Annotated in this window: 18 protein-coding genes and 4 pseudogenes; 14 read left to right on the top strand and 8 right to left on the bottom strand. The window is 63.2% G+C overall.

Going from position 1 to position 17,573, the window contains the following annotated elements:
* Positions 1–290: pseudogene (locus tag LB551_RS21145) on the bottom strand (NAD(P)(+) transhydrogenase (Re/Si-specific) subunit alpha); the annotation flags it as partial.
* A 203-nt stretch (positions 291–493) separates the two neighbouring features.
* Here LB551_RS21145 and LB551_RS21140 point away from each other — a divergent pair.
* The 9 genes from LB551_RS21140 (at position 494) to LB551_RS21100 (ending at position 7,870) form a co-directional block, all read left to right on the top strand.
* Positions 494–2,296: an IlvD/Edd family dehydratase gene (locus LB551_RS21140; protein WP_224625046.1), complete on the top strand. Its 1,803-nt coding sequence runs from the start codon at positions 494–496 to the stop codon at positions 2,294–2,296.
* 12 nt (positions 2,297–2,308) lie between these two features.
* On the top strand, positions 2,309–3,523 hold the full coding sequence (locus tag LB551_RS21135) for a PilN domain-containing protein (RefSeq protein ID WP_224660338.1): 1,215 nt from the start codon (positions 2,309–2,311) through the stop codon (positions 3,521–3,523).
* Entirely contained in the window at positions 3,520–4,131 is a 612-nt protein-coding gene (gene gspM / locus LB551_RS21130) for a type II secretion system protein GspM (protein WP_224625044.1), read from the top strand. The genes LB551_RS21135 and gspM overlap by 4 nt, the downstream gene beginning before the upstream one ends.
* A complete protein-coding gene (locus LB551_RS21125) occupies positions 4,128–4,619 on the top strand; it encodes a hypothetical protein (protein WP_224625043.1) in 492 nt (163 codons plus the stop codon). Before gspM ends, LB551_RS21125 begins: the two co-directional genes overlap by 4 nt.
* A gap of 123 nt (positions 4,620–4,742) precedes the next feature.
* On the top strand, positions 4,743–5,948 hold the full coding sequence (locus LB551_RS21120; RefSeq protein ID WP_140552709.1) for a type II secretion system F family protein: 1,206 nt from the start codon (positions 4,743–4,745) through the stop codon (positions 5,946–5,948).
* Between the two features lie 12 nt (positions 5,949–5,960).
* Entirely contained in the window at positions 5,961–6,401 is a 441-nt protein-coding gene (gspG, locus tag LB551_RS21115) for a type II secretion system major pseudopilin GspG (RefSeq protein WP_224625042.1), read from the top strand.
* Positions 6,382–6,858, top strand: coding sequence for a hypothetical protein (locus LB551_RS21110; RefSeq protein WP_224625041.1), 477 nt, complete (start codon positions 6,382–6,384; stop codon positions 6,856–6,858). The genes gspG and LB551_RS21110 overlap by 20 nt, the downstream gene beginning before the upstream one ends.
* The gene (locus LB551_RS21105; protein WP_224625040.1) at positions 6,855–7,223 is read left to right on the top strand and encodes a type II secretion system protein J; all 369 of its coding nucleotides are present in this window, start codon (positions 6,855–6,857) and stop codon (positions 7,221–7,223) included. The genes LB551_RS21110 and LB551_RS21105 overlap by 4 nt, the downstream gene beginning before the upstream one ends.
* Positions 7,220–7,870 carry a type II secretion system protein J gene (locus tag LB551_RS21100; protein ID WP_224625039.1) on the top strand — a complete coding sequence of 217 codons (651 nt, stop codon included), beginning with the start codon at positions 7,220–7,222 and terminating at the stop codon, positions 7,868–7,870. The genes LB551_RS21105 and LB551_RS21100 overlap by 4 nt, the downstream gene beginning before the upstream one ends.
* A 50-nt stretch (positions 7,871–7,920) precedes the next feature.
* Here the strand turns inward: LB551_RS21100 and LB551_RS29955 are convergent.
* Positions 7,921–8,084: pseudogene (locus LB551_RS29955) on the bottom strand (IS66 family transposase zinc-finger binding domain-containing protein); the annotation flags it as partial.
* A 39-nt stretch (positions 8,085–8,123) separates the two neighbouring features.
* Positions 8,124–8,219: pseudogene (locus tag LB551_RS30140) on the bottom strand (hypothetical protein); the annotation flags it as partial.
* 244 nt (positions 8,220–8,463) lie between these two features.
* Here LB551_RS30140 and LB551_RS21090 point away from each other — a divergent pair.
* Positions 8,464–10,203, top strand: coding sequence for an FAD-dependent oxidoreductase (locus LB551_RS21090; protein WP_140552763.1), 1,740 nt, complete (start codon positions 8,464–8,466; stop codon positions 10,201–10,203).
* 14 nt (positions 10,204–10,217) lie between these two features.
* On the opposite strand, the pseudogene LB551_RS21085 reads toward LB551_RS21090, so the two are convergent.
* The 5 genes and pseudogenes from LB551_RS21085 to LB551_RS21065 form a co-directional block, all read right to left on the bottom strand.
* A pseudogene (locus tag LB551_RS21085) lies at positions 10,218–10,742 on the bottom strand (aldehyde dehydrogenase family protein).
* Positions 10,634–10,861, bottom strand: coding sequence for an iron-containing alcohol dehydrogenase (locus tag LB551_RS21080; RefSeq protein ID WP_263495965.1), 228 nt, complete (start codon positions 10,859–10,861; stop codon positions 10,634–10,636). Before LB551_RS21080 ends, LB551_RS21085 begins: the two are co-directional and overlap by 109 nt.
* Positions 10,858–11,070 carry a hypothetical protein gene (locus LB551_RS21075; RefSeq protein WP_224625038.1) on the bottom strand — a complete coding sequence of 71 codons (213 nt, stop codon included), beginning with the start codon at positions 11,068–11,070 and terminating at the stop codon, positions 10,858–10,860. Before LB551_RS21075 ends, LB551_RS21080 begins: the two co-directional genes overlap by 4 nt.
* Positions 11,071–11,155: 85 nt before the next feature.
* Complete coding sequence (locus LB551_RS21070) at positions 11,156–12,082, bottom strand: LysR family transcriptional regulator (RefSeq protein WP_140552714.1); 927 nt, start codon at positions 12,080–12,082, stop codon at positions 11,156–11,158.
* A 29-nt stretch (positions 12,083–12,111) separates the two neighbouring features.
* Positions 12,112–12,528 carry a DUF1403 family protein gene (locus tag LB551_RS21065; protein ID WP_318012745.1) on the bottom strand — a complete coding sequence of 139 codons (417 nt, stop codon included), beginning with the start codon at positions 12,526–12,528 and terminating at the stop codon, positions 12,112–12,114.
* A 263-nt stretch (positions 12,529–12,791) separates the two neighbouring features.
* Here LB551_RS21065 and LB551_RS21060 point away from each other — a divergent pair, with 263 nt between their 5' ends.
* The 4 genes from LB551_RS21060 (at position 12,792) to aldA (ending at position 17,559) form a co-directional block, all read left to right on the top strand.
* Entirely contained in the window at positions 12,792–13,691 is a 900-nt protein-coding gene (locus LB551_RS21060) for a DeoR/GlpR family DNA-binding transcription regulator (protein WP_318012661.1), read from the top strand.
* A gap of 4 nt (positions 13,692–13,695) precedes the next feature.
* The gene (locus LB551_RS21055; RefSeq protein ID WP_224625056.1) at positions 13,696–14,778 is read left to right on the top strand and encodes a four-carbon acid sugar kinase family protein; all 1,083 of its coding nucleotides are present in this window, start codon (positions 13,696–13,698) and stop codon (positions 14,776–14,778) included.
* A 223-nt stretch (positions 14,779–15,001) separates the two neighbouring features.
* Positions 15,002–16,033 (top strand): 4-hydroxythreonine-4-phosphate dehydrogenase PdxA, encoded by a 1,032-nt coding sequence (pdxA, locus tag LB551_RS21050; protein ID WP_224625037.1) that lies wholly within the window; start codon positions 15,002–15,004, stop codon positions 16,031–16,033.
* A gap of 41 nt (positions 16,034–16,074) precedes the next feature.
* Complete coding sequence (gene aldA, locus LB551_RS21045; protein WP_224625036.1) at positions 16,075–17,559, top strand: aldehyde dehydrogenase; 1,485 nt, start codon at positions 16,075–16,077, stop codon at positions 17,557–17,559.
* Positions 17,560–17,573 lie beyond the last annotated feature (14 nt).

The raw sequence follows: 17,573 nt of genomic DNA, 5'->3' as shown, positions 1-17,573 counted from the left end.
GGATCCATGATGGCGATGACCGCCGCGCCGCTCTTGTAGCTCTTCAGCTCCGCATCCGTCGGCCGGCGCACCCTCAGAATCACATCCGCACGGGCCGCATCGGATACGGAACCAATGGTGGCACCGGCCTTCGCGTAGTCTTCGTCGACGATGCGGGACAGAGTGCCCGCTCCACTCTCAACCACCACGTCGAAGCCAAGGGCGGCTATGCGCTTCACCGTGTCGGGCGACGCCGCGACACGGGGTTCGCCCGAGCCACCCTCGGCGGGAATGAAGATGATCCGACTCACGCTTGGCTACCCTCCCCCGGCACGCGGCGCATATGCGCGGTTGCCGTATCGTTCAAATCTCACTACAATCCACAAAATGGGCAACTTGTCCACATATCTGAATCCACAAAATGGGCAATTTGTCCAGATAGCCGACTGAGGGTACTTGTTCGACAATTGCCGATGCCATATCGATGGCCAAACGGCGGTTCTGGGAGGTGTAAATGTCCAAGACCAATGGTGCGAAGCGGCTGCGCTCGCGCGAGTGGTTCGACAATCCGGACAATCCCGGCATGACGGCGCTCTACCTCGAACGCTACCTGAACTATGGGCTGACCCGCGAAGAACTGCAGTCCGGAAAGCCGATTATCGGCATCGCCCAGACAGGCTCGGACCTGTCGCCTTGCAACCGGCATCATATCGAGCTCGCCAAGCGCGTGCGCGACGGCATTGTGGCCGCCGGCGGGGCACCGCTGGAATTCCCGGTCCATCCGATCCAAGAGACAGGCAAGCGGCCCACCGCCGCGCTCGACCGCAACCTCGCCTATCTCGCTCTCGTCGAGTTGCTTTATGGCTATCCGCTGGATGGCGTCGTGCTGACCATCGGCTGCGACAAGACCACCCCGGCGCTGCTGATGGCCGCGGCCACCGTCAATATTCCAGCCATAGCGCTGTCCGTCGGCCCGATGCTGAACGGCTGGCACAAGGGCGAACGCACCGGCTCCGGCACGGTCGTGTGGAAGTCACGCGAAAGGCTGGCGGCAGGAGAGATCGACTACGACCAGTTCATGGACATCGTCGCTTCATCGGCGCCGTCCGTCGGCTACTGCAACACGATGGGCACAGCGACGACGATGAACTCGCTGGCCGAGGCGCTCGGCATGCAATTGCCGGGCTCCGCCGCCATTCCAGCACCCTATCGCGAGCGCGGCCAGATCGCCTACCAAACCGGCAAGCGGATCGTCGACATGGTGCGCGAGGACTTGAAACCCTCCGACATCATGACTCGGGAATCCTTCGAGAACGCCATCGTCGTCAATTCTGCCATCGGCGGCTCAACCAATGCGCCGATCCACCTCAACGCCATCGCGCGGCATCTCGGCGTGTCGCTGACCGTCGATGACTGGCAGAAGGTCGGTCACCACGTTCCGCTGATCGTAAATCTCCAGCCGGCCGGTGAATATCTCGGCGAGGACTATCATCATGCGGGCGGTGTGCCGGCCGTGGTGGCAGAGCTGATGAAGGCCGGCTTGCTGCCGCACCCTGGAGCCATGACCGCCAACGGGCGCACGATCGGCGACAATTGCGCTACGGCGGAGAATCTCGATGGCAAGGTCATCCGTACCGTGGCCAATCCGCTCAGGAAGGATGCCGGCTTCATCAACCTGAAAGGCAATCTGTTCGATTCCGCAATCATGAAGACATCGGTCATCTCGCCGGAGTTTCGCGACCGCTATCTGTCAAATCCGCAAGACCCCGATGCCTTCGAGGGCGTCGCCGTCGTCTTCGACGGTCCGGAAGACTACCACCGTCGCATTGAGGATCCGTCACTCGGTCTGAACGAGAATACCATCCTGTTCATGCGCGGAGCCGGCCCAGTCGGTTATCCGGGCGGCGCCGAAGTCGTGAACATGCAGCCGCCGGCCTACCTGCTGAAGGCGGGCATCCACTCGCTTCCCTGCATCGGCGATGGCCGTCAGTCCGGCACTTCCGGCTCTCCATCGATCCTCAACGCCTCGCCCGAGGCGGCCGTCGGTGGTGGCCTTGCGCTACTGCGTACGGGTGACCGGGTACGCATCGACCTGCGCAAGGGGACCGCCGACATCCTCGTGTCGGACGACGAGATCAAGCGCCGTCGCGTCGACCTGCAAAACGCGGGCGGCTATGCATATCCGAAGCATCAGACACCCTGGCAGGAGATCCAGCGGTCAATGGTTGACCAGTTGTCCGAGGGAATGGTTCTGAAGCCGGCGGTGAAGTACCAGAACATCGCCGTCACCAGCGGCGTGCCGCGCGACAACCATTAGGACAGTTCCTACTTGGGTTTGCGTTCAAGGTCGGTGCTCGATTGGCGAAGAACTGCGACTGATCTGGAATTAGGGCCTGAAGATGCGCTATCATTTGTATTCACGCGGGCGACGGAACTCCAGATCCGGTGCCGACTTCTGCTCTGGGATTTGACCGGAATGGCTTATCCTTTCAGCGCGGCGATCCGCGGCATCGATGACTGGATCGCGGGACCGGCCTCCCTGCTGGATGAACTCGCGCGCGTCAAGTCCGGCAGCCGCGTGGTCGCGCGGGTCGCGGACGATGGGAGCGCGCTTGAAATCGAGCCGGCGACCAGCCGAAAGCCGTCAGCACCCCTGTTGATACCGATTTCTCCAGACACGCAGGCGCCGGCCGCATTGCGCACCGCGGTGAATGGAAAGGCGGTCCATCTCGGCATCCCGGCGAGTTGGGTGATCGCGCGCCGGATCGAACTGCCGATGGAGGCTGCCAGCCATGTCGAAGGCATCGTTACGTCGCGGATGGGCGCGCTTTCGCCATTGCCTGCTTCCGATATCTATTTCGGCCACAGGGTCCTCGGGATCAGCCGTGAGACGCGGCAGATCACCGTCGCCGTCGCGATCGTTCCGAGGTCGCGTGTCGCTGCCGCCTTGGCCTGCCTGAATGTGGCCGAAGCCCGCCAGGTCGTGATCTCGGCGCCGTTTCCGGAAGGCGATGCCGTGGAAGTATTGACACAGCGGCGCCGGGTCGCCGGCGCGCGTAGCCGGATAAAGGTTGTCCTTGCCGGAGCTCTGGGCGTAAGCTTGGTCGCTGTCGTCGCGGCTCTGGCAGCGCGGCCGATGATCCAGAACAGTTATGCCGAGCGCCGCGCCGCCGTCGAGATCCGGGCCGAGAAGGCGCGACAGGCAATCGCGCTGGCAGCGACTCCGGACAAGGCTGAAACAGCGCCGGAGCAGGAGGCGCTGAATATCAAGGACGACGCGATAAGCGCGCTGGGAGCATTAAACGATCTGGCTGAGGTTTTGCCGACGCATTCCTATGCCGTTGAGGTGTCCTTCACCGATGGGCGCATGCGTCTCTCGGGCCGGACAATGGATGTACCCGAAGTGCTCACCGCGCTGGAATCGTCGGGGCGCTTCGAAGACAGCAAGCTGGTCGGATCGGCCCTGCGCGGCGAGGATGGCGTTACCTCGGAGTTCGAGGTCGACACCCGCCCGCTCATCCGCACGGGAGGTTCGCTGCGATGAGGACGACACCCCTGTGGCGCGACACGCGGCTTCAATCCCTGGTCGTCATGGCCCTGCTGGTCGTCGGAGCTCTTGTACTCGTCGCCGATACGCTGCTGTCCTGGCGCGCGGAAGCGGGCGCGCTGGCGCTCTATGAGGAACGTACCGCCTTGCTCGAAAGCAAGGCGTCCACTTCCCCGGTTCCCCAAGGCGCGAACCAGGCTCTGGATCCCGGCGAGGGCAAGATTCTTCTCGATGCGCAAACCAGTGGGCTCGTCTCGGCCGAATTCCAGCGTCTGCTTTCCAACCGCGTGGAACGCGTGGGCGCCGTTATCCGGCGCGTCGATGTTCCCGCCGACGGTCAGGTCGCCGATATAGGCGATCCTCAGTTGGAGTCTTTGGAGCGCATTCGTTTAACTGCCGATATCGAGGTTATGGAGCAATCGCTGCCCGACCTCATGTATGCCATCGAGGCAGGTTCGCCCGTTATGGTCGTTGATAGCTTCAGGCTTCGGTTGAACCGAAAAGTTGATCTGTCGGGGGGAGATCAGACCTCGAGTTCCATGGATCGGCCGTTGTCGCTGAACGTCACGCTGTCGGCCTTCCGGGAGAAGGGACCCCAGTCATGATGTCCCTGCTGCGCGCGACCCTCATGCTCGCCGCATTCGCGGCCTCCTCGAACCTGTCCTTCGGTACGGAAGCGCTGCCGATAAGGAAACGCCCGGTGAGCGACTATGCGGCGCTTCGGGATCGGCCCCTGTTCTCGCCGAACCGGACTGCCCCGATCCCGTTCGCCGCCGCCGAGCCGGAACCTGTTGTCATGCCGCCCGAGCCGGAACCCGAGCCGCCGCCTGCCGCGGCGCCCGATTGGCAATTGGTTGGCATCGTGCGGTCGGAAAGGCTCAACAGCGCGACCTTCACCACCCCAGCCGAACTGGCGGCCTTCACGCTGCGCACGGGGGAAAGCCGGGAAGGCTGGACCCTGAAGGCAGTCGGCCAGTTTGAAGTCAAGCTCGATGGAGCGGGAGGGCGCGCCTCGCTGCGGTTTTCGGATGAGGCAAGCGGTGAACAAATGTTGCCACCGGAAGAGCCGGTGCCCACGCCTTCAGGGGGTTGATCCAAATGGAGCGGTCGCACATTCCGAGGCTCCGGCAGGGATCAATGGAGCGAGTCTCTTCACAGACAGCAATCAGGAACGAACGTCTTCAGTAGAGGCGTACAGTTAGGAAATTTGGCCTCCATGGTCTCCACGGCATTCGCATACAAGGCTTTGAATGGCGAGGGTCGTCTCGAACTCGGGCGGATCGATGCGTCCGACTCCGACGATGCCGTCCAGAAGCTCGGGGCGCGCGGGCTGATCCCGGTAAGTGTCGAGCAGAGGCAGTCAGCATCGCGCGCACCGCTGTTTTCGACCCGGATACCGGCGGCGCAGGTCACGCGGCTGCTCTCCGACTTGTCGATCATGCTGAATGCGGGGATCCGGATCGACGAAGCGCTGGCGATCATGGAAAAGGAATTCGACAGCGGCAGGCTTCAGCCCGTGGTTGCCGGCATTCGCACCGACCTGGCGTCGGGCAACTCGTTCTCCAGAGCGCTGGAAGCCTGGCCCGCTCTGTTCCCGGCGTTCCAGGTCGCCATGGTTCGTGTCGCGGAGACCTCCGGCAAGTTACCCACCCTCCTGTCGCGCATCGTGCAGGAGCGCCAGCATTTCGAGGCATTGCAGGCCAAAGTCAGTGAGGCGCTGCGGTATCCGGCAGTCCTGTTTGCCGGCACGATCTGCGTACTGGTGTTCTTTCTGGTGGGGGTCGTTCCTCAGTTCGAACCGATGATCATGCAGAGCGGCAAGAAGGACACGCTGATGGTGGTGATGTTCGCGGTCTCGAATTTCCTGCGCGCTTATGGGCTGGTCCTTTTGCTTGCGGCTTCGATACTCGTATTGCTGGGGTTCGTGGCGGCGCGGCGGGGCCTGCTCTGGGCATGGCTTTGGGGTTTCGCCAAGAAACTTCCGCTTCTGTCGGAGATACCGGGGAGCTATCGGACGGGGCGCTTCGCCCGTCTACTGGGCATCATGGTCGAGACCGGCGTGGCGGTTCCTGTGGCTTTCAAGCTCATCAGCGATACCATCGACCACGGCGAGGCCGCGCGGGCACGCGCGCAGCAGGCGTCCGACGCGCTGAGGCAGGGGAATAGGCTTGGCCATGCGCTTGAGATTCTTCAGCTTCCCCCGCTGGCGGTGCGCATGTTGAGGCTCGGCGAGCAAAGTGGCGAACTCGCAGGGCTGGCCTATCGTGTCGCCGACTTCTATGAAGTGCGGCTGGAGCGTTCGCTGTCCCGTATCGTCGGGCTTGTCGGCCCTGCGGCAGTGGCAACCATCAGTATCTTGATCGGTGGTATGATCGTGTCGATCATGTCCACCCTCATGTCCTTCAACGACATGGTCCGCTAGGAGGCTGTTTGCATGAGCGTTCATATCGCAGTTGGTCCCCATCTCATACAGGGCAAGCGTGCCCGGCGCCGCAGGGCGGGCTTTACGCTGATCGAGATGCTGGTCGTGCTGGCCATCATCGGCCTGATCTCGGCGCTCGTCGGTCCTCGTGTTCTCGCGCAGTTGTCCGACTCGCGCGTGCGCGCGGCGAAGCTTCAGATCGAGGCGTTTTCCAGCGCGCTCGACATCTTCTACATCGATGTCGGCCGTTATCCGGTGCAGGCCGAGGGCCTGGGAGCCCTGATTCGCAAGCCCTCGACCATCCAGGTCTGGAACGGGCCATACGTTCGCGGCGAGACCGTTCCGACCGATCCGTGGGGCCATGAATACAGATACGCAAGCGACGGAAAGACGTTCAACATCACCACCGACGGGCCCGGTGGGCGCGGCTCCAATGTGTCCGCCCAGCCCTAAGGGCAACAGCAACCGCAAAAGTGCGCAGCGCGGTGTCGTGCTGCTCGACGTGGTCGCGGCGCTTGCGATCGTCGCCCTCGCGGCCTTCGTGCTGATGCCGCGCCCGCGTTCCAGCATCGGGGCTGCCGAGCTTTCTGGCGAGGCGGTTCGCGTCAGCGGGGAGTTCCGCAAGGGCAGAGCGAAGGCGCTGACCACGGGCAGCGTCGCCGACGTGAGGGTCGATCCGGGAAACAAACGCATCCAGGTGGATGGCGCCAATCCGATCTCGATCAGGGATGGGGTGGCCATGAACTGGGTCACGTCGGACCGGTGTCCCATACGAGGCGGAACCAGGGCCTTGCGCTTCCTTGCCGACGGACGGTCGTGTGGGGGCGTCATGACACTGTCCGCCAGCGGCCGGGAGATCGAACTGCGCGTCGACTGGTTGACCGGCCGCGTGGAAATGAGCCCGAAATGACAGCACGGCGCAGACGCGGCTTCACGCTGATCGAGGTTCTGGCCTCGCTTGCCGTCGCCGTGCTGCTGATCGTTCCGATCGCGCGCATGATCACGGGCACCGCAGGTGCGTTCGCGGGTCTGGAACGATCGACCGAACGCCGTGTCGGCATGCAGGCTGCCATGGCGGCGGCCATGACCCTTAACCCGTTGCGAACGGGCCGGCGCGAGATCGGAGACTTCACGGTCATCGTGGAACCGTACCGCTTCGAACGCGGCGCTGCGCTGGCTCGGGCCGGATGGCAGCTTTACTCCGTCACCGTTCGCAGCACCGACGGATCGGATGACGACGCGATGCAGACCGTGCGCCTCGGCAAGCGGCAATGACGAGGAAACGCAGCGCTCGGGCCGGCTTCACGCTGATCGAGGCATTGGCTTCGCTGGTGCTTGCGACGATGCTGTTTGGCGGGCTGGCATTCTACACCGGAACCTGGCTGCGCCAATGGCAGGGGATGATCGCGAGAGGCGGGCAGGAGGACACGGTGGCGGTGATTCTCGACCGGATGGTCGAGGATCTGGAGGCGGCGCAGCCCGGCTATTCCAACCCCGAAGGAGCCGTTGCGATCCGCTTCACCGGCCATGCCGACGAGGTCACCTTCGAGCGCCCGGCGCTCGGCTACGAGCCGCGGGCGGGAGTTGATGACATCACCTATTCGATGGGTCAGGCCGGAGCCGACGGGGCCCTCATTCGTGCCCGCCGCGATCACATGAGGGACGGGGGCGGGGAGGATCTTCCGCTGGTGCGCGGCGATCTGAAGCTTTCGTTCAGCTATGCCGGGCCGGACGGCGCGCTCAGCCCCGAATGGACAAGCATCAACCGCATGCCGTCACTCGTGCGCATCGAGATATCCGGCAGTTCTCCGCGTCCCTGGCGGCAATGGGCCTATGCGCGGCTGCGCGTCGAGTTGCCCGCGCGTTGCGGCGCGGCTGATGCGCTCGCGCCGTGTCTGCAGCGCTACGGCATCGGCTTCTGAACTCCGCAGGGCTGTACCACGGCAGGGGGTCGGCAAGACCTCCTCGTCCGGCCGCGCGACGTCACGTGGAAAAGCGCCGGCTGCGTGATCTTCTCGCATTCACGGCACGAGAACTTCTCGCGCACCGTCTGGATCACCTTCCACTGCCGCGGAACCACCAACGTCTCTGTGATGTCCTCGCCCAGCTTCGACAGTTCATCGAGCCGCAGCAGGAAGGGGACCGAAAAGCTGGACCGGGTGTCGTCTCGATTTCCTGCAATGCCTTGCTCGCGCCCGTTTGCGTCAACGCGACCTGCTGCGAGGCCTTCAGGAGCGAGCCGTGCTCGCCCAGCGCGACCAGGAGCCGCAGCTGTTTCAGGTGGAGCCTGGAAATGATCGAGTGGGGCCGGTGGGGTCATGCCTGGGTTGCGTAAATGTTATACCGAGATCACATCTTCTCAGTTGTCGCGCGAGCGAATGCTGCAATACTCCGGTCGGCCAAAGTCTCTACGACGATCACGACTAATGAGTTTCGCTGTTCAGGCCGAGATTCATGCAATCCCGAATGCGCTGGCCCGAATGCGCTGGTCTAGAAATATCAGGAGGAGAACGTAATGACAGTCAGCCGACGCTCATTGTTGAAGGCCGGTGCCGGAATCGCCGCCGCAGGGGTGGCCAGCAGCATATTGCAGCCGAGCATTGCCAATGCCGCGGACCCGCGCGTAGCCGATATCGTCGTTGTGGGTTGCGGCTCGGCGGGCCTCGGGGCCGCAGTCGCCGCCGCAGAGGCCGGCGCGTCGGTTATTGTCCTCGAAGCGCAACCGCACATCGGGGGACGTGGCATCGTCAGCTCAGGCAACATTCCCCTGGGAGGCGGAACCGCTGCCCAGATGGCGGCCGGCATCGCGGACTCGCCAGACCTCCTGTATCGCGACCTCACCGACTGGTCCATCGTCCAGGCGAACGGCTTTCCGAGCTACCGCTATAACGATCGCGAGCTGATCCGGGCATTTGCCGACGTCAACGTCGACCTTTACAACTTCCTGGTCCGCCATGGCGTCGTGTGGACGAAATCCACGCCCGACAATGTCGGCGGCAATGAGGTCGGCAACTCGGTGAACCGTATGATGCATACGGCGATCATGAACTACGTCTCGGTCCGGACCGGCTTGCCGGTAGCCGCAAGCCAGCAGCGGACGACGTCTCAAGGACCCGGCTTCATATATCCGCTGGAGGCCGCGGCAAAGGCGCGTGGCGTGAAGATCCTGCTGAATTGCCGTTTGGAGTCGCTGCTCCGGACGAAAGCGGGCGTGGTCGGGGTCGTAGCCTCTAATCAAGGCCGCCTCGTTAACATTCATGCACGCAAGGGCGTAGTGATCGCGAGTGGCGGCGGAAACGGGAATGTGGAATACCGCCGACAGTTCGACCCGCGGCTCACCGCGGAGTACTGCGGCGTCGCTGGCGAGCCCTATTCCTTCCAAGATGCCAGCGGCATACTCGCAGGGCTGAATGTCGGCGCGTCCCTCGCGGGCACGTACAACCAGACTGGAGAGTTCGGCACTAACATCACCAAGCCAACCGCCATCGGAACGCGGTACAACTACTCGTTCCTACAGTGGGGGCCCAATAGCCCTGTCTTCCACCTTGCGAAAGCTTCGGGACTAGCCAACGTCAACAACCAGAACGTTATCCACGTAAACATGATCGGGAGGCGGTTCTACGACGAAACGGGAGGTCAATTCGGGACGAACAGCGCTGGCTCGGTCAACCCGTACACTCAGGGCAGCTACCTGAACGCCAAGAACATCACATACAACCCACAAAACTGGATCAACGCCGCTCTGGCTGGAATCGGCGACGGCCACAACGGCGGTGGCCCGATCTGGGCCATCTTCGATGCAGATGCCGTGGCCCGCCAGAGATGGACTGTGGCGCCGCCCTTCGTCGATCCTGATGGATTCTTCTTCCAGGCAAACACGCTGGAGGAACTCGCACAGAAGATCGTCATGCCGTATCAGCGTGTTCCCATGCCGGCAAGCAACCTGGTCAACACGGTGACGCGCTACAACAGCTTTGTTGACGCGGGTGCCGACGCCGACTTCGGCAAACCGACACCGCAATACAAGATCCAACGGGGCCCCTTCTATGCCGCCTGGTCGACGCCGGTGATCCACGACGCCCGGTCCGGCCTGCGCATCAACGGCTCAAGCCAGGTCCTCGACTATGCCTCTCAGGTGATTCCCGGCCTCTACGCCGCCGGCGAAGCTGCTGGCGGATTCAGTCAGCACGGGAACGGTCGAGCTCTCTCTCAGGGCATCATCGCAGGAAGGCACGCAGCCTCCAGTTCGTATTAGCAGGACCGCAGCTCTCAACAATAGTCCCGCCAGGCCTCACGGTCCGGCGGGACTATCTGTTCCTCGGACCCGGCCAGTGATTCCAGCACCGGCGGCATGGGGAACTTGGTCATGCGCGCGACACAGGCCTGCGCGATGCGCTGGCCGGTGGCCACCGAGCCGGTGAAGCTGATCGCGTTGACGCGTTTGTCGTCCAGCAGCACCCGGCCAATTTTCGGAGCCGCGGCCCATCACCAGGTTGAACACTCCCGCTGGCCGGCACGCGCGGTGCAGGATGTCGGCGATGGCCCAGGCGCTGCCGGCACGAGATCGGCCGGCTTGAGTACCACGACGTTGCCGCAGGCCAGGGCCGGGGTGATCTTCCAGGCGGGGATCGCGATGGGGAAGTTCCAGGGCGTGATCAGGCTCACGACGCCTACGGGCTCGCGGGTTACTTCCCGTTGAATGCAATCACGGCCGGCAGGAAGATCGCGTTCAACGTGCCGCGATGCAGCCGCGGATCGATGCCGCCGAGCGAGTGGCTCAGGCTGTGCACGCACCCGAGCCCCTTCTGGGACGCCAGCGCGCCTTGCATCGACGCGCTCATCATGTTCAGCCGCGCGTCGCGGTCGCCGGGCTGGCGCGTTGCGCGCTCAATGTTGCGCCAGGCGCGTCTCAGCCCATCGAGGGCGATGCCGTCCGGGGCGGATTGAAGGCGGGCGACAGGAAGGTCCCGATGCAGTGTGCGATGGCATCCCGGTAGCCGCCGTCAGCGCTCGGCAGGCCCAGGTCAGTGCCGAACTCGAACTGGATCTGGGTGATGTAGTTGATGAGAGCCGTGCAATGAGCGCTGGTTATAGCACACGAACCGGCCGAGATCACCGCCACAGGCCGCTTCCGATGCTTTTTTCAGGGCGAAGGCGACGCCCTGGCGGATACAGCGCTGACCGGCGCGGTCGCGCCGACCTGATGCTCAGGACTGGCGATGGAGCAATTCGTCGATCAGCAGTTTGGCGGCGGGCGGGACCCACGCCCCCTTGCGGGTGACGAGCTCATAGGCCTCGCTTCGCGACGCCAGGGCCAGCGGCAGGATGCGCGTCATCTGCCGGTGCGCGAAGAACTGCGCGACTTCGATCGACACCAGGGCCACGAAGGACGGGTTGGCCTGCAGCAGCGCCAGCGTCGCAAAAGCGGAGGTCGTCTCGAGCAGGTGCTGCGGGAACCGGATCCCGCAATCGCGGTATTCGCGTTCGAGCAAGAGCCGCATCGGCATGTTCGCGCGGTATACCACCCATCGGTATGGCGCCAGCTCCTGCAGGGTGAGCTTCTTCGCGTGCCGCAGCGGATGGCCGACGTTCGCGATCACCGCGAGCGTTTCATCCTGGAGCTTCACGCTGTCGTAGACCTGCGGCGCCTGGCTGATGGTCGTGCGGCAGACCGCCAGGTCGAGCCGGCCGGCGTCGAGCTGGGCCAGCAGGGCGGCGCTGGTGTCCTCGACGATCTCGACGGACAAGTCGGCCTGCCGCGCAACGAGCGCGGAGATGGCATCGGTGAGCAGCGGCACCGCGCCCATGATGACGCCGGCCGCCACCCGCCCGCCCTGGCCACGCATGATTCCGACGATCTCGTCGCGCAGGTGCGCGAGATCCGTCTGGATCAGGCGCGCATAGCGGATGACGCAATGGCCGACGGCATTGGGCTCAAGGCCCCGATTGGTGCGAACGAACAGCGGCGTGCCGAAGGTCGTCTCGATTTCCTGCAATGCCTTGCTCGCGCCCGGTTGCGTCAACGCGACCTGCTGCGAGGCCTTCAGGAGCGAGCCGTGCTCGCCTAGCGCGACCAGGAGCCGCAGCTGTTTCAGGTGGAGCCTGGAAATGATCGAGTGGAGCGGTGGGGTCATGCTTGGGGTGCGTGAATGTTATGCCGAGATCACATCGCCCGCAAGGATTTCGAATGAAGATCATTGGCGGCTTCGCCACCCGGGACCCACGTGCGGTCAACCCAGCCGCTGTGCCAACAGCGCGTCGGCGAACCAGGACCCGACAAGTGCGTGAAAGGCCTCGGCGCTCGACGGCCTCGAAGGCGCCGATCATCGTTCCGACAGCCGCGGGTCGCAGCAAGATGCGTAAGCTCGTCTGCCAAGTCGGCCGCCGTCTCGTCATCCCGGGCAAGCCCCAAGACATCGAGAACTCCGACGAGGCTCGCCTTCGTCAAAAGATCCTCCGCCGGCCGAGTTGCCAGCCAGCGCCGAGCCAACAGCATTCGGCCGGCGGGACAGACGTCGTCTCCAGGTCGCGTCAGCAGAACGGCATCATGAAGCGCCGTTTCATCTTCTACACGCCCCATTTGCCGCGCCGTTACCGCCGCAGAAAAGTTTTTGACGAAAACTGCTCGGTTTTTCAATCTCTCCTGACCAAGATTGACCACATTTGATTAGCACATGCGGTCAAAATCAGTCAAAATAATTCCAATGAAGCCAAAAACGGTGGGAATTCGCCCACCAACAATGACAAACGATTGGGCTCACTGGATGGATTCGTGATATTTGCGGGATATCGCTTGCCGTGATTCAGGCGAGCGCGTTTGCGGCACCGTGCGGAGATACAAACGTGGCAAGGAATGTCCGGAAATCAGCGGTGGAGGACATGGCGCCCTCGGCGTCCGCCGGATCATGGGAAGACGATGGCGGGCGCGGGCGGGTCGATTTGATTCCGGCCAAGCGTCATGCCTTCATTCTCGAATGCCTTAAACGACAAGGAGCCGTAGGCGTTCAGGAACTCATCGACCTCATCGGCGCATCGCCTTCGACCATCCGGCGCGATCTCGAGACGCTTGAACGGCAGGGAGCACTGGAGCGAACGCATGGCGGCGCGATGCTTCAACGCACGGAACTCGCCACCTTCGAGCCGGATCTCGCCACTGCGGCGCATTTCGCCAGGGCCGAGAAAGAGGCCATCGGCGCCGCCATGATGTCGGAACTTCGCGCCGGCCAAAGTGTCATTTTCGACGCCAGCACGACCGTGCTGGAAGTCGCCCGCGCCATCGCGGCGGCGCCTATCCCGCTTACGGCCGTCACCAACAGTCTTGCGATCGCGCAGATACTTGCAACCGTGCCGGAAGTGCGCCTGGTCATGCTGGGAGGCACCTGCAAGCCAGGCTCTCTGACCCTGGTCGGCCAACCCGGCGAGAATTTCCTGCGAACCATCCACGCCGACGTGGCCATCCTGGGAACGCATGCCATCACCGGGGACATGCTCACGGAGACCTCGCTGGAGGTCGCGGCGATGAAGCAGGCGATGATCGCGGCGGCGCGCCGTGTCGTCGTGCTTGCGGACAATTCGAAGTTCACTGCCCCTAATTTCTGCACCATCTGCCGTCTGGCCGATATCCACCAGATCATCACCGACGAGGGCATCGATCAAGCTCACCTCACCAATCTTCGCACGCTCGATGTGAACGTCCGCGTCGTGCGCGTCAGCCGTCCAGGTTCTTCAGTTGAGCGCTCTTGAGGGCGTGGATATCCGGGTCGTAGCCGACGACCTGACCGGCGCCCTGGACAGCGCGGTTTCCTTCGCATCGCCCGGCCACGGCATTGGGGTGAGCTGGCGACTGGACGGTCCGTTTTCGGAGCGCATGGCTGTCGATGTCGCCACACGAGAGGGCGCCGAGGCGACGGCCGTCGCGAGGCACCGGGCGCTCGCGCCATGGCTCGCCGCCGGACAATTGAGTTTCAAGAAGATCGACAGCCTTTTGCGCGGTCACGTCATCGCCGAAATAGAAGCCTGCATCGCCAAGGGGACGTACCAGCGCGTTGTGCTGGCGCCTGCTTTCCCATTTCAGGGGCGCGTTACGCGCGTCGGACGCCAATGGCGGCTCGATCGGCCCGAAATGGTAGGTCCCGACCTCCTCGCCGACCTCGGCCAGCGCTTTTCGGCCGGGCGTTCAACACCGGGGGCACGGCCGGTTCATTTCATCACCCTCTACGATGCCGAAACGGACACGGACCTGGACAAGATCGTCGCAACGGCCGGAATGCCGGAGGCACGGACCTTGTGGGTCGGTACGGGCGGCTTGGCGGCGGCACTCGCCCGGCACATGAAAGCACCGCAGGAGCCTGCTCTAGCGTTATCCGCGCCGTTCCTTGGCCTTGTCGGCACAAATCACGAGGTCACGGCGGGACAGGTGGCCCTCTTTGCCGCTCGGCATGCGGATGCGCATATCGTTATTGAACGCGACACCGACAAAGCGAAAAAGCGCTTGGCGGAACGGATGATGCAAGGCGCGCCTTCGATTGTCAGCGTCGCCGCATCGGGTGATCGCCGCGCGGTGGCGGATCATATCGGCAAGGTGTTTGCCTCGCTTCTCGAAGGCCTGCCAAGGCCCGGCACGTTGCTCGTCACTGGCGGCGAAACATTGCGGTCGGCGTGCGACAGCCTGGGCGCCGTCGAACTCACGGTCGAAAGCCAGATTGAGCCGGGGCTGCCGGTTTCCGTCATCAAAGGCGGCATTTTCGAAGGACTGGCCACGATTTCGAAATCGGGCGCGTTCGGTGACAGCGCCCTGCTCTGCAGGCTCGCCGCTCTCGCGCGTTCCTGATCAGGACAGTCGCCGGCGAAGCGTCGCCACATCCGCCCTGCTTGTCAAATAGCGTCAAAACACACTGCGAAGCCGGGTGCGGTCGAGATTTCAGCCGCAGAGGGAGAGGCGGAAGCGCGATCAGCCGTGAAATTTGATTGCGAATGATCGCGAAAGAAAAGTATTGCGCATATCTGGTTAGAAGGATTAGAAGATGATCACAATTGACCGATATGGGGTGTTTATGTCTGGTCCAAGGCTCGGCATCACAATGGGTGATCCCGCGGGCATCGGCCCCGAGATCATCGCGAAGGCATGCGCACGGCTGAAACCGCGCCTTGCCGACGGGTCACTGTCGCTTCTCATCATCGGCAGCGTCGCCGCGATGCGCGCGATGGAGTCCATTTCAGGACGTATCGAGCGGGAAGAACCGTCGGCTTCGGCCGCCAGACCGTTTCCGCCTGTAGCCATTCTTGAGGCCGGACCAGAGCGGACACCCATAGAGACAGGCGTCATGTCGGCCGAAGGCGGGCGCCTCGCCTATCTCGCGATCGAAAAAGCAGTTCGCCTGGCCCAGGCCGGCTCGATTGCGGGCATCGTGACGGCTCCCCTCAACAAGGAAGCGCTCAACCTGGCCGGCTATCATTATGCCGGTCACACCGACATGCTGGCGGACCTGACGGGCGCCCGCGATTCCGTGATGATGCTTGCCCATGGCGATTTTCGCGTCAGCCATGTCTCGACCCATGTGGCGCTGGCTCAGGTTCCATCGAAACTGACCGAACCTCGATTGCGGCGGGTGATCCAGTTGACTGTCGAGGCATTGCAAGGCCTCGGCATTGCGCATCCGCGCATTGCGATTGCCGCGCTCAACCCGCACGCTGGCGAAGGCGGCATTTTCGGTCGTGAGGATATCGACATCACGACCCCGGTCGTCGCCTCTTACACATCGCCCGATTTCAGCGTGGCTGGACCTGTTCCGGGCGACACGGTCTTCGTCAAGTTGCGTGCCCGTCAGTATGACGCCGTGGTCGCGATGTATCACGATCAGGGCCATGTCCCGGTGAAACTGCTCGGCTTCAATGTCGATCCCGCGACCGGCGAGTGGAAAGCGCTCTCCGGTGTCAATGTCACGCTCGGCCTTCCGATCATCCGCACCTCCGTCGACCACGGCACGGCCTTCGATATCGCCGGCAAGGGGATCGCCAACGAGGACAGCCTGGTCGAGGCGATCGAATTCGCCGTCCAGATGGCCGCGGCAAAATCCAAACCTTAGGCGCCGGCACGCCTGCAACGCACGAAGAAGCGGATCGAACCATGGCTGTAGAGAAGTCCCATCTCATGCTGATCGACGGCAGATTTGTCGCCGGCGAAGCCGGCACGCGCCCGGTGGTCAATCCGGCCAACGGCAAGGCTTTTGTCGACGTGCCCGAGGCAAGTCCGGATCAGGCTCGCCAGGCGATAGAGGCAGCCCGTAAGGCGCAGAAAGCCTGGGGGCTCAAATCACCCCTCGCCCGTGCCGCGATCATGAAGCTGATCGCGGTCTTGATCCGGCAGAACGCCCGGCATCTGGCCGAGGTGGTCGTCAGGGAACAAGGCAAGCCGATCAATGAGGCCATGGGGGAAGTCGGCGGTGCGGCCGAGTTCTTCGACTATTACGCCGAGTTTGCCCGCCGCATTCAAGGTGAGATCCTGCCATCCGACTACGCGGGAGAGCAGGTCTGGATCCAGCGCGTACCCGTAGGCGTCGTTGCCGCCATCATTCCCTGGAATTATCCGAGCGCCCTGGTCAGCCGAAAGGTGGCGCCCGCCATGATCGCCGGCGACACCATCGTCCTCAAACCGCATGAAGACACACCGCTTTCGGCGCTCGAAATGGCTCGCATCTTTGTGGAAGCGGGCGTGCCGGACGGCGTGGTCAACATCATAACAGGACGAGGCGAAACCATAGGCGAGGTGCTGTGCACGGAACCCGGCGTCGACCTCATCACCATGACCGGAAGCGTGCCGACCGGCAAGCGCATCATGGCGAATGCTTCGCGCAACCTGACGCCCGTTTCGCTGGAGCTTGGCGGCAAGGCGCCCTTCATCGTCCTGGCCGATGCCGATCTCGACCTGGCGGTGCGTTCGGCAGCCACCTCGCGCTACATGAATTGCGGGCAGGTCTGCATATGCAACGAACGCACGCTCGTTCACCGTTCGATTTACGATCAGTTCGTCACGCGCTTCGTGGAGTTCTCGAAGTCGCTGGTCGTCGGGGACCCGATGCAGGCGAATACCGATATCGGTCCCAAAGTCAGCCGTGAGGAATTGGAAAAGGTCGAGTTGGTCCTGGCGGAAGCCGTCGCTGGCGGCGCGAAGCTGGCTCTGGCCGGCGGACGCCCGGCCAAGGCGCCTATCGACGGCGGCTACTGGCTCAATCCGACCGTATTGACCGATGTGACGCCCGACATGCCGATCATGACGCGGGAAATCTTCGGCCCAGTCGTGCCGATCATGCCCTTCGACACCTTCGAGGAGGCCGTCAGCATCACCAATGCCAGTCGCTATGGCCTGTCGGCCTATCTTTTCACCAACGATCTGGGCCGCGTCATGAACGCCGTCAACGAGGTTTCGTTTGGCGAGATCTATGTGAACCGGATCGGGCCAGAAATGCTGCAGGGCTTTCATGTCGGCTTCCGCGAGAGCGGATTGGGCGGTGACGACGGCGTACACGGGCTCGAGAGCTACATGCGCAAGAAGACGGTCTACGTGAATTACTCGGGTGCCGCCACGGCGGCATTGATGCCTTACGGGCGCTGAACAGCGCCTAGCCA

Source organism: Mesorhizobium sp. BR1-1-2, from assembly GCF_020165435.1.
In the GTDB taxonomy this organism is placed as follows: Bacteria; Pseudomonadota; Alphaproteobacteria; order Rhizobiales; family Rhizobiaceae; genus Mesorhizobium.
Note: the sequence above shows the minus strand (reverse complement) of the source record. Positions and strands in the feature narration are given on the sequence as shown.

Coding starts and splice junctions, on each gene's coding strand:
- LB551_RS21140 (WP_224625046.1), top strand. CDS start 494: ATGTCCAAGACCAATGGTGCGAAGCGGCTGCGCTCGCGCGAGTGGTTC.
- LB551_RS21100 (WP_224625039.1), top strand. CDS start 7,220: ATGACGAGGAAACGCAGCGCTCGGGCCGGCTTCACGCTGATCGAGGCA.
- LB551_RS21110 (WP_224625041.1), top strand. CDS start 6,382: ATGTGTCCGCCCAGCCCTAAGGGCAACAGCAACCGCAAAAGTGCGCAG.
- LB551_RS21065 (WP_318012745.1), bottom strand. CDS start 12,528: ATGGGGCGTGTAGAAGATGAAACGGCGCTTCATGATGCCGTTCTGCTG.
- LB551_RS21105 (WP_224625040.1), top strand. CDS start 6,855: ATGACAGCACGGCGCAGACGCGGCTTCACGCTGATCGAGGTTCTGGCC.
- LB551_RS21070 (WP_140552714.1), bottom strand. CDS start 12,082: ATGACCCCACCGCTCCACTCGATCATTTCCAGGCTCCACCTGAAACAG.
- LB551_RS21125 (WP_224625043.1), top strand. CDS start 4,128: ATGATGTCCCTGCTGCGCGCGACCCTCATGCTCGCCGCATTCGCGGCC.
- LB551_RS21120 (WP_140552709.1), top strand. CDS start 4,743: ATGGTCTCCACGGCATTCGCATACAAGGCTTTGAATGGCGAGGGTCGT.
- LB551_RS21090 (WP_140552763.1), top strand. CDS start 8,464: ATGACAGTCAGCCGACGCTCATTGTTGAAGGCCGGTGCCGGAATCGCC.
- gspG (WP_224625042.1), top strand. CDS start 5,961: ATGAGCGTTCATATCGCAGTTGGTCCCCATCTCATACAGGGCAAGCGT.
- gspM (WP_224625044.1), top strand. CDS start 3,520: ATGAGGACGACACCCCTGTGGCGCGACACGCGGCTTCAATCCCTGGTC.
- pdxA (WP_224625037.1), top strand. CDS start 15,002: ATGTCTGGTCCAAGGCTCGGCATCACAATGGGTGATCCCGCGGGCATC.
- aldA (WP_224625036.1), top strand. CDS start 16,075: ATGGCTGTAGAGAAGTCCCATCTCATGCTGATCGACGGCAGATTTGTC.